Below are 9,461 nucleotides of genomic sequence, written 5' to 3'. Positions count from 1 at the left end.
CCCTCGTACCGGGCGTACTCGGGCTTTCGGGCGGTGCGGCGACAGGGCGTGCCGGGCGTCGCGCGGCAGGCGCCACTTTCGCACCAGGCCCCAGGGCTGCCCTAGCGGACCCCGGCCGCCTGGAACGTGCGGCGGTACGCCTGCGGTGACACCCCGATCGCGGCGTGCAAATGCTGGCGCAGCGAGGCGCCGGTGGCGAAGCCGACCTCGATGGCGATCCGGTCGACCGGCAGGTCGCTGGACTCCAGCAGATGGCGGGCCCGGCCGACGCGTTGCTGGATCAGCCAGCGGCCGGGGCTGAGGCCGACCTCGTCGTTGAAGCGGCGGGCGAAGGTGCGCGGGCTCATCCGGGCGTGGGCGGCGAGGTCGGTCAGGGTGAGCGGTTCGTCGAGGCGTTCCAGGGCCCAGGCGCGGGTTGCGGCGGTGCCGGCGGCTCCGCTCTCCGGGACGGGCTGCTCGATGTACTGGGCCTGGCCGCCGTCCCGGAAGGGAGGTACGACGCAGCGCCGGGCGACCGCGTTGGCCAGTTCGCTGCCGTGATCGGTGCGCACGATGTGCAGGCAGACGTCGACGCCGGAGGCGGCACCGGCCGACGTGAGGACGCGGCCGTCGTGGACGAACAGGACGTCCGGGTCCAGCTCGACCTGCGGATAGCGGCGCCGGAACAGGTCGGTCACGTGCCAGTGCGTGGTGGCCCGCCGCCCGTCCAGCAGGCCCGCCGCCGCGAGGACGAAGGCGGCCGTGCAGATCGACACGATCCGCGCGTCGGGGCGGATCCGGGCGAGCGCGGCGGCGACTTCGGGGGACAGCTCCGTGGGGATGTAGGCGACACCGACCGAGACGACCACCACGGTGTCGGCGGTGGCGAGGATCTCCGGCCCGTGCTCGACGCCGATCGTGAAGTCGGCGTTGCTGCGCACCGGCCGGCCGTCGATGCTGCACGTCAGCACCTCGTACCGGCCGTCGGCGGCGCCGAAGATCCGGCTGGGGATGCCCAGCTCGAAGGGATAGACGCCGTCCAGGGCCAGCACCACGACCCGTTCCACCTGTCGTTCACCATCCATGGCACGATCCTATCGAAGGTTGGCAATCGTGCCATTTTCCGGTGCGGCGGAGCCCGGCAGGCTGTTTCACCATGAGCACTGTGAACACGATGCGAGCCATCAGCCAGGACGTCCTCGGCGGTCCCGAGGTCCTGAAGGAAGTGGAGATCGAGCGCCCGGCGCCGCGCCCGAACGAGGTACTGGTCCGGGTCCGCGCCGCCGGCGTCAACCCGACCGACTGGAAGCACCGGGAGAACGGCGGCTTCCTGGGTGAGCCGCCGTTCGTCCTGGGCTGGGACGTCTCCGGCGTGGTCGAGGCGGTCGGCATCGGCGTCGCCGCCTTCCGTCCCGGCGACGAGGTCTTCGGCATGCTGCCCTACCCCTTCGGCCACGGCTCGCACGCCGAGTACGTCGTCGCCCCGGTGCGGGCCCTCACGCACAAGCCCTCCGTCATCGGCCACACGGAGGCGGGGGCGCTGCCGCTGGTGTCCCTGACCGCCTGGCAGGCGCTGACCGAGCACTCCGACGTCCGGCCGGGGCAGCGGGTGCTGATCCACGCCGCGGCCGGCGGCGTCGGGCACGTGGCCGTGCAGATCGCCAAGGCGCGAGGCGCCCATGTGATCGGCACGGCGAGCGCGGGCAAGCACGAGTTCCTGCGTGGTCTGGGCGCGGACGAGGTGATCGACTACCGGGAGACGGACTTCACCGAGGCGGTCAAGGACGTCGACGTCGTCCTGGACACCCTGGGCGGTGAGACCTCGGTGCGCTCGCTGCGCGTGCTGCGTCCGGGCGGTGTCGTCGTCTCGATCCTGCCGGTCGGCTCGGACGAGTTCGGCGAGGAGGCCGAGCGGCTCGGGGTGCGGGCCGTGCGGATGCTCGTGGACGCCGACCGTGCCGGCATGCGGGCGATCGCGGACCTGGTCGAGGAGGGGAAGCTGCGCCCCGAGATCGCCGGGACCTTCCCGCTGGCCGATGCCGCCGAGGCGCACGCCGTGGGCGACACCGGCCGGACGACGGGGAAGCTGGTCCTGACGGTCGACTGAACCGGACGGGCCGGCCGCGTCAGAACGTGAGTACGGGCTTGATCGCCTTGCCCGCGCCCATGTCCCGTACCGCCTGGTCGATGTCCGTGAACGGATAGGTGCTGATCAGGCGGTGCAGCGGGAGCCGGCCTTCCTTCACCAGCCGGACCAGGGCCGGGATGAAGGTCTGTGTCTCGGCGTCACCGAGGGTGAGGCCGACGACCCGCTTGCCGCCGAGCAACCCGTTGACGTCGAGGGCGACTTCGGTACCGAAGGGCGGGGCGCCCACGACGACCAGGGTGCCCCGGGCGGCGAGCGCGTCGACGCCCTGGCGCAGCACACCGACGTTGCCGGTGGTCTCGACGACGCCGTCGGTACCCCGGCCGCCGGTGATCTCCGCGAGCGCCCCGGCGAGGTCGGTCCCGGCCGCGTCGACGGTGTGCGTGGCACCCAGCTCGCGTGCAAGTGTGAGGCGTTCGGCGACTCGGTCGACGGCGACGATGTCGGTGGCGGGGGTCAGGGCGGCTGCCATGACGGCGGACAGGCCGACCGCTCCGGCGCCGAGGACGACGACGGTGCTGCCGGTGGCCGGCTTCAGGACGTTCCAGACGGCGCCGACCCCGGTCTGCACCCCGCAGCCCAGTGGGGCGATCGAGGCGAGCGGCACCTCCGGGTCGACCCTCACCAGGCTTCGCTCGTCCACCAACGCCCGCTCGGCGAAGGAGGACTGGCCGAAGAAGTGGCCGCCGAGTTCCTCCCCGGCCCGGCTGATGGTGCCGGTGCCGTCGGCCCGCCGGCCGCCGATGAGGTTCAGCGGCAGCCAGGTCGCGCAGTACGCCGGGTGGCCGCCCCGGCAGTCGTGGCAGCCGCCGCAGGAGGTGAACGACAGCACGACGTGGTCGCCCGGCGCGACGCCGGTCACGGCGGCGCCGACGGCCTCCACCACGCCGGCGCCCTCGTGGCCGAGGACGCCGGGCAGCGGGAAGGGCAGCGCTCCGCTCGCCACGCCGAGATCGGTGTGGCACAGGCCCGTCGCGACCATGCGGACGACGGCCTCGTGCGGTCCGGGCTCGTCGAGTTCCACGTCGGACAGGGTGAACGGGGCTCCGCCCGACTCGACGACGGCGGCACGGGTGGGGATGGACATCGCGTGACTCTCCTTGGCTGCGCTCAGTCGAGCGAGACGACGACGGACTTGGTGGTGGTGTAGGCGTCCAGTGCCTCGGGCCCGTACTCACGGCCGAAGCCGGAGTCCTTGACCCCGCCGAAGGGGACCGCCGGGTCGAGCATCGCCCAGTCGTTGACCCAGACGATCCCGGCGTCCAGCCGTTCGGCGACCCGGTGGGCGCGGGCCAGGTTCCCGGTCTGCACGCCCGCGGCCAGGCCGTACGGCGTGGAGTTGGCCAGCTCGACGGCTTCGTCCTCGGAGTCGAAGGGCTGGACGGTGAGGACCGGGCCGAAGATCTCCTCCTGGATCACCCGGGAGTCGTTCGGCAGGTCGGCGATGACGGTGGGCCTGTAGTAGTAGCCGCCGTCGAGATCGAGCCGTTCGCCGCCGCAGACGATGGTGCCGCCCTCCTTGCGGGCCAGTTCGACGTACTCCTCGACCTTGCGCAGATGCCGCTCCCCCGCCATCGGGCCGACCACGGTCCCGGCCGCGCGCGGGTCGCCGACCGGGACGCCGGGCACGGCGTCGGCGAGGATGCCGAGCAGGGTGCTGTGGACCTGGCGGGCCACCAGCAGCCGGGGTCCGCCCATGCAGAACTGCCCGGTGTTGAAGACGAAACCCTTGATGATCGCGCCGACGGCCTTCTCCAGGTCGGCGTCCTCGAAGACGACGTGGGCCGCGTTGCCGCCGAGTTCCATGGTGACCGGCTTGAGCGCCTCCCCCGCCACGGCGGCGACCTTCCGGCCGACGGTGGTCGAGCCGGTGAAGGCGACCTTGTCCACGCCGGAGTGCCGCAGCAGCGCCTCGCCGGCCGCGGGGCCGCCGGTGACGACGTTGACCACGCCGTCGGGGACGCCGGCCCGCTGGAAGAGGTCCGCCATGTACAGGGCGCTCAGCGGGGTCTCCTCGGCCGGCTTGTGGACCACCGTGTTGCCGGCCGCGAGCGCCGGGGCGATCTTCGAACCGGCCAGGATCAGGGGGAAGTTGTACGGCGTGATCGCCGCGACCACCCCGATGGGCCGGCGCCGGACGTAGGCGAGGGCGTTCATGGGGGTGTCCCGGACGGCGCCGTCCAGGGTGTGGGCGAGAGCGGCGAAGTGCTCGTAGTCGCCTGCCGCGTTGGTGACGTCGACGGCGTGCGCGAGCGTGATCGGTTTGCCGACGTCACGGCTCTCCAGTTCGGCTATCCGGTCGGCGTTCTCCCGGATCAGCTCGGCGACCCGGTGCAGGATCCGGCCGCGTTCCCGGCCGCTCAGCCCGCACCAGGCGCCGTCGTCGAAGGCGTCCCGCGCGGCGCGTACGGCGGTGTCCACGTCGGTGGCGCCGGCGTCCGCGACGGTGGTGAGGACCGCGCCGCGGGACGGGTCGACCACCTCGGTACGCGCTCCGTCGGCGGCCTCGCGCCACCGGCCCCCGATGAACAGCCGCCCGGGTTCGATCTCGAAGGTGGTCATCGCCGCTCCTCAGCATCGTCGCCAAGTTTTCAACAAACAGGATTCCTGTTTGTCCGCAGTCTCATTACGGACAGGATTCCTGTCAATGCTCTAGGCTGAAGTCATGCTCGACGCCCAGGCAGCCAAGGCACCGCCGTCGCTCCTCTACATGGTCAAACAGGTGGAGCTCGTGGTGCGTTCACACCTGGACGAGCTGGTCAAGCCGTCCGGGATCACCGCACTCCAGTACACGGCCCTCACCGTGCTCCAGCGGCACGACGGACTGTCCGCCGCCCAGCTGGCCAGGGCCTCCTTCGTCACGGCGCAGTCGATCGCCGATCTGGTGCGGAGCCTGGAGACCCGCGGGCTCGTGCGTCGCGAGCGCAATCCGCAGAGCCGCCGCGAGCTGCTGATCCTGCTCACCGACACCGCCCGCGAGCTGCTCGCCCGGCACGAGGGAGAGGTACGGGAGCTGGAGGAGCGGATGGTGCGGGAGCTCACGGCTCATCAGACCGAGCAGTTCCGGCAGGCACTCTCCAGGGCCTGGCACGCGCTGTCGTAGTCACGCCTCGCACATCACGCGAAGCATCTGTCGCAAATCGAAGACATATGTCAATCGAACATGCTCAGATTCGCTCAATCGAGGGTAACTTGCAGTGCGGGGACTGGATTTGAGCAGCCCGCCGCAAGTGAACAGGTTGGTTGGAGGCGATGTCGTCGTGCAGCAGGATCCTGCGCCGTTCAGCCGGCATCTGCGCGTCCACCGGCACCGCGACCACACGGTGCTGGAGTTGCTCGGCGAGATCGACATCGCGGCCGCGGTGGAGATCGCCCCGTTACTGGACCGGGTGACGGCACATCCCGAAGCGCGGATCGTGATCGACCTGCGGGGCATCGAGTTCTTCGACTGCTCCGGGCTTCGCCTGCTGTACCGGGCCCTGAGCCGGACCCACGACCACGGTGGGCAGCTGCACCTGGTCTGCACGCACCCGCTGACCCTGCGCGTGCTCAGGATCACCGGCCTGAACCGCCTGCTGCCGCCGCATCCGACACCGGACGCGGCGCTCGGCCAGCCCGAGGCCACGTCCGGCACGTTATGAGGGCCGCCATGCGGGCCCGGCCGGGCCCGTGACATCCCTACTCGATGATCCTGGTGACCTGACCGGCCCCCACCGTCCGCCCGCCCTCGCGGATGGCGAACTTCAGCCCTTCCTCCATCGCGATGGGCTGGATCAGCTGGACGAGCATGCCGGTGTTGTCCCCCGGCATGACCATCTCTGTGCCCCTCGGCAGGGTGACCACGCCGGTCACGTCCGTCGTGCGGAAGTAGAACTGCGGGCGGTAGTTGTCGAAGAACGGCGTGTGCCGCCCGCCCTCGTGCTTCGACAGGATGTAGGCCTGCGCCTCGAACCGGGTGTGCGGAGTGACCGACCCGGGCTTGATGACCACCTGGCCGCGCTCGACGTCCTCGCGCTTGACGCCCCGCAGCAGCAGCCCCACGTTCTCGCCGGCCCGGCCCTCGTCGAGCAGCTTGCGGAACATCTCCACTCCGGTGACGGTCGTCTTCGTCTTGTGGTCATGGATGCCGATGATCTCGACCTCGCTGTTCACCAGCAGCCGGCCGCGCTCGATCCGGCCGGTGACGACAGTGCCGCGCCCGGTGATGGTGAACACGTCCTCGATCGGCATCAGGAACGGCCTGTCGACGTCACGCTCCGGCTCGGGGACGGCCGTGTCGACGGCGTCCAGCAGATCGAGCACCGCCTGCGTCCACGCCGGGTCCCCCTCCAGTGCCCTGAGCGCGGAGACCTGCACCACCGGGACGTCGTCACCGGGGAACTCGTACTCCGTGAGCAGCTCGCGCACCTCCAGCTCGACGAGCTCCAGGATCTCCTCGTCGTCGACCATGTCGGTCTTGTTGAGCGCCACGACGATGTACGGCACGCCCACCTGACGGGCCAGCAGGACATGCTCCTTGGTCTGCGGCATCGGGCCGTCCGTCGCGGCGACGACCAGGATCGCGCCGTCCATCTGGGCCGCGCCGGTGATCATGTTCTTGATGTAGTCCGCATGCCCCGGGCAGTCGACGTGCGCGTAGTGCCGGCGCTCCGTCTGGTACTCGACGTGCGCGATGGAGATGGTGATGCCCCGCTGACGCTCCTCGGGCGCCTTGTCGATCATGTCGAACGGCGTGAACGGGTTCAGGTCGGGAAACCGGTCGTGCAGCACCTTGGTGATGGCCGCGGTGAGGGTGGTCTTCCCGTGGTCGATGTGGCCGATGGTCCCGATGTTCACGTGCGGCTTGGTCCGTTCGAACTTCGCCTTCGCCATGGCGGGCCCTCCTGAGCATCCGGTGATGCCGAGCCGTGCATCCGGGTGACGCCGGCTCGGCCACCTCCCTGTCTATTCGCTTCCCGGCGCGTCGAACAGGGCGCTTACGGACTCCCCGTTGTGAATGCGGCGCACGGCCTCGGCGAGCGCCGGGGCGATGGACAGGACCTTCAGCTTCTCGGTGCGCTCCTCGGCCTGGATCGGCACGGTGTTGGTGCACACGATCTCCAGTACGTCCGGCTGCTCGCCGATCCGCTTCAGCGCGCCGGCCGCGAAGAGCCCGTGCGTACAGGCGACGCGGATCGAGCGCGGACCCAGCTCCCGCAGCCTGTCGAGGAGTTCGATGACCGTGCTGCCCTTGGCGATCTCGTCGTCCAGGATGATGACGTCGCGGCCGGCCACCTCGCCGATGACCGAGCTGATGCTGACCCGGTCGTCCGCGAACCGCTGCTTGGCACCGGCGGCGACCTGGGCGCCGATGAGGCGCGCGAACGCGGCGGCCTCCTTGGCGTTGCCGAGGTCCGGGGAGACGACGGTCGTACGGGAGAGGTCGTACTGCCGGAAGTGCGCGGCGAGCTCGCGCAGCGCGTGCAGGTGGTCGACCGGCACCGTGAAGAAGCCGTGCACCTGGGGCGCGTGCAGGGTCATGGCGAGAACACGGCTCGCGCCGGCCGCCACCATCAGGTCGGCGACGAGCCGGCCGCCGAGGGAGATACGGGGCGCGTCCTTCTTGTCGGAGCGGGCGTAGGAGTAGTGCGGCATCACGACGGTGATCCGGCTGGCGGACGCCCCGCGTGCCGCGTCGCACATCAGCAGCAGCTCGACGAGGTGCTCCTGGACCGGCCGGACCAGCGGCTGGATCAGGAAGACGTCCCGCTCCCGGCAGTTGGCCTGGAGCTGCACCTCCAGGCAGTCGTTGGCGAACCGGCTGACCCGGGTCGGGCTGAGCGGTACCCCCAGTTGCGCGCAGACCTCCGCCGCCAGCTCGGGGTGGGCACTACCGCTGAACACGGCGATCTCTCGCACGATCCGCTCCTCGCATGATCATTACGGGTGGCGGGCTCATGCTACTTACCTCAGCAGAAACGTTGCTGCCCGGCCCGTGCGCGCGTCGCGGTCGCCCCTGGTGCGCCGCCCCGCACCGGTCTGCGGCGACAATCAGCCAACACACAGGTCCGACAAGGGATTTGGGGGTACTCCGAACCATAGGGAAGGAGGAACGTCGACATGACGACTTCCATCAAGCGCATCAACAAGCGCATGCCCGGCTGGGCGAAGGCGGTGAGCGCCCTGGTTCTCGTGCTCGTCGTCTTCTTCGCCGGGATCCGGCTGAGCGTGCTCCCCGGCCTGAAAGACCTGTTCGGCACCGAGACCAACGACCGCTCGGGTCCGGCACTGCTCCAGTCCATCCAGGACATGAGCCGTTACGACGCCGCCTCCGGCAACTTCCAGATCGTCGTGGATCTGGAGAAGGACGCCAAGTTCCTGCCCGACGCGATCCGCGGCACCCGCACGCTCTACGTGGGCGCGGGCACCGTGGACGCCTATGTCGACCTCGGAAAGGTCGGCGCCGACGACGTCACGGTCAATGACGACCGTACGTCCGCCACGCTCCGTCTGCCGCACGCCGCCCTCGGCGAGCCGTCCCTCGACCCCGACCGCTCCTACGCCGTCTCCAAGCAGCGCGGTCTGCTCGACCGCCTCGGCGACCTCTTCTCGGACAACCCCAACAGCGAGCAGGCCGTCCAGAAGCTCGCGGTGCGGCACATCGGCGACGCCGCCAAGGAGAGCGGGCTGACCAGGCGCGCCGAGACCAACACGACCGACATGCTCGAAGGGCTGCTCCACTCCCTGGGCTTCAAGGAGGTGAAGGTGCTGTACGCGGCCTGACCGCCGTCGCGTAGCTCCGGGCACTGCCGGCGCGCCGAGCACGGTGGCGCCCACGAGCAGCACCCGGGCCAGGTAGTCCCCGACGTGCCCGGACCGGAGGAGCCGCAGCAGCAGTGCCCGGTGCCGGGGGAGGCGGCGGAGAGCCACCCCCGGCCGGGTCACCACCCTCCCCGTGCCCGGGTTGTCCCTTCTCCGCCTGCTCCACGCCGTCCGAGCACCGCCCCTGGCACCACGGCGACGGTACGCACGGGTCTGCCCGGAGTGCCCCGGCAGCGTACGGAGAAGCCGGTGGGCGTCGTGAGCGAGCGGCGAAAAGCGACCGCGTCGCAGCCCGGTTCGAGGGTAAGCGGTCAACCACCAAGGGATGTTGAAGACTGGAGGACAGCATGGCCGGTGGAACCTCACGTTCGCGTGTCGCGTTGCACCTCGGCATTCCCAAGACGTCAGGTGCCGCCAAAGCCAAGGGCGGTGCGAAAACCAAGGGCGGTGCGAAGTCGAAGGGTGCAGCCGCGAAGTCGAAGGGTGCAGCCGCGAAGTCGAAGCCGAAGAGTTCCGCCAGGTCCGGTCGCCCCGC

9 protein-coding genes are annotated in these 9,461 nt (G+C 70.5%); 4 read left to right on the top strand and 5 right to left on the bottom strand.

Translation table 11 applies throughout. The features are described from left to right. Positions 1-101: 101 nt before the first annotated feature. Positions 102-1,064, bottom strand: a complete 963-nt coding sequence (locus AC3ETA_RS31385) for a GlxA family transcriptional regulator (RefSeq protein WP_432196263.1) — start codon at positions 1,062-1,064, stop codon at positions 102-104. 71 nt (positions 1,065-1,135) lie between these two features. Here AC3ETA_RS31385 and AC3ETA_RS31380 point away from each other — a divergent pair, with 71 nt between their 5' ends. Then, the gene (locus AC3ETA_RS31380) at positions 1,136-2,086 is read left to right on the top strand and encodes an NADP-dependent oxidoreductase (RefSeq protein ID WP_432196262.1); all 951 of its coding nucleotides are present in this window, start codon (positions 1,136-1,138) and stop codon (positions 2,084-2,086) included. A gap of 19 nt (positions 2,087-2,105) precedes the next feature. On the opposite strand, the gene AC3ETA_RS31375 is transcribed toward AC3ETA_RS31380, so the two are convergent. Further along, positions 2,106-3,212: an NAD(P)-dependent alcohol dehydrogenase gene (locus AC3ETA_RS31375; RefSeq protein WP_432196261.1), complete on the bottom strand. Its 1,107-nt coding sequence runs from the start codon at positions 3,210-3,212 to the stop codon at positions 2,106-2,108. Positions 3,213-3,235: 23 nt separating this feature from the next. Continuing rightward, positions 3,236-4,687, bottom strand: coding sequence for an aldehyde dehydrogenase family protein (locus tag AC3ETA_RS31370; RefSeq protein ID WP_432196260.1), 1,452 nt, complete (start codon positions 4,685-4,687; stop codon positions 3,236-3,238). 103 nt (positions 4,688-4,790) lie between these two features. Between AC3ETA_RS31370 and AC3ETA_RS31365 the strand changes: the two genes are divergently transcribed. Then, positions 4,791-5,228, top strand: a complete 438-nt coding sequence (locus tag AC3ETA_RS31365; RefSeq protein ID WP_432196259.1) for a MarR family winged helix-turn-helix transcriptional regulator — start codon at positions 4,791-4,793, stop codon at positions 5,226-5,228. Positions 5,229-5,385: 157 nt separating this feature from the next. Continuing rightward, positions 5,386-5,766, top strand: a complete 381-nt coding sequence (locus tag AC3ETA_RS31360; RefSeq protein ID WP_432196258.1) for an anti-sigma factor antagonist — start codon at positions 5,386-5,388, stop codon at positions 5,764-5,766. 37 nt (positions 5,767-5,803) lie between these two features. Here AC3ETA_RS31360 and tuf read toward each other — a convergent pair whose 3' ends face one another. Further along, entirely contained in the window at positions 5,804-6,997 is a 1,194-nt protein-coding gene (gene tuf, locus AC3ETA_RS31355; RefSeq protein ID WP_432196257.1) for an elongation factor Tu, read from the bottom strand. A 72-nt stretch (positions 6,998-7,069) separates the two neighbouring features. Next, positions 7,070-8,023 carry a ribose-phosphate diphosphokinase gene (locus tag AC3ETA_RS31350; protein WP_432196256.1) on the bottom strand — a complete coding sequence of 318 codons (954 nt, stop codon included), beginning with the start codon at positions 8,021-8,023 and terminating at the stop codon, positions 7,070-7,072. Positions 8,024-8,224: 201 nt separating this feature from the next. Between AC3ETA_RS31350 and AC3ETA_RS31345 the strand changes: the two genes are divergently transcribed. Next, positions 8,225-8,887, top strand: a complete 663-nt coding sequence (locus AC3ETA_RS31345) for a DUF4230 domain-containing protein (protein ID WP_432196255.1) — start codon at positions 8,225-8,227, stop codon at positions 8,885-8,887. Positions 8,888-9,461: the final 574 nt, after the last annotated feature.

This window comes from Streptomyces sp. bgisy027 (assembly GCF_057710365.1).
Note: the sequence above shows the minus strand (reverse complement) of the source record. Positions and strands in the feature narration are given on the sequence as shown.

Bases quoted from the DNA above. Each gene is read 5' to 3' on its own strand.
- AC3ETA_RS31345 (WP_432196255.1), top strand. From the start codon at position 8,225: ATGACGACTTCCATCAAGCGCATCAACAAGCGCATGCCCGGCTGGGCG.
- AC3ETA_RS31375 (WP_432196261.1), bottom strand. From the start codon at position 3,212: ATGTCCATCCCCACCCGTGCCGCCGTCGTCGAGTCGGGCGGAGCCCCG.
- AC3ETA_RS31380 (WP_432196262.1), top strand. From the start codon at position 1,136: ATGAGCACTGTGAACACGATGCGAGCCATCAGCCAGGACGTCCTCGGC.
- AC3ETA_RS31365 (WP_432196259.1), top strand. From the start codon at position 4,791: ATGCTCGACGCCCAGGCAGCCAAGGCACCGCCGTCGCTCCTCTACATG.
- AC3ETA_RS31385 (WP_432196263.1), bottom strand. From the start codon at position 1,064: ATGGATGGTGAACGACAGGTGGAACGGGTCGTGGTGCTGGCCCTGGAC.
- AC3ETA_RS31370 (WP_432196260.1), bottom strand. From the start codon at position 4,687: ATGACCACCTTCGAGATCGAACCCGGGCGGCTGTTCATCGGGGGCCGG.
- tuf (WP_432196257.1), bottom strand. From the start codon at position 6,997: ATGGCGAAGGCGAAGTTCGAACGGACCAAGCCGCACGTGAACATCGGG.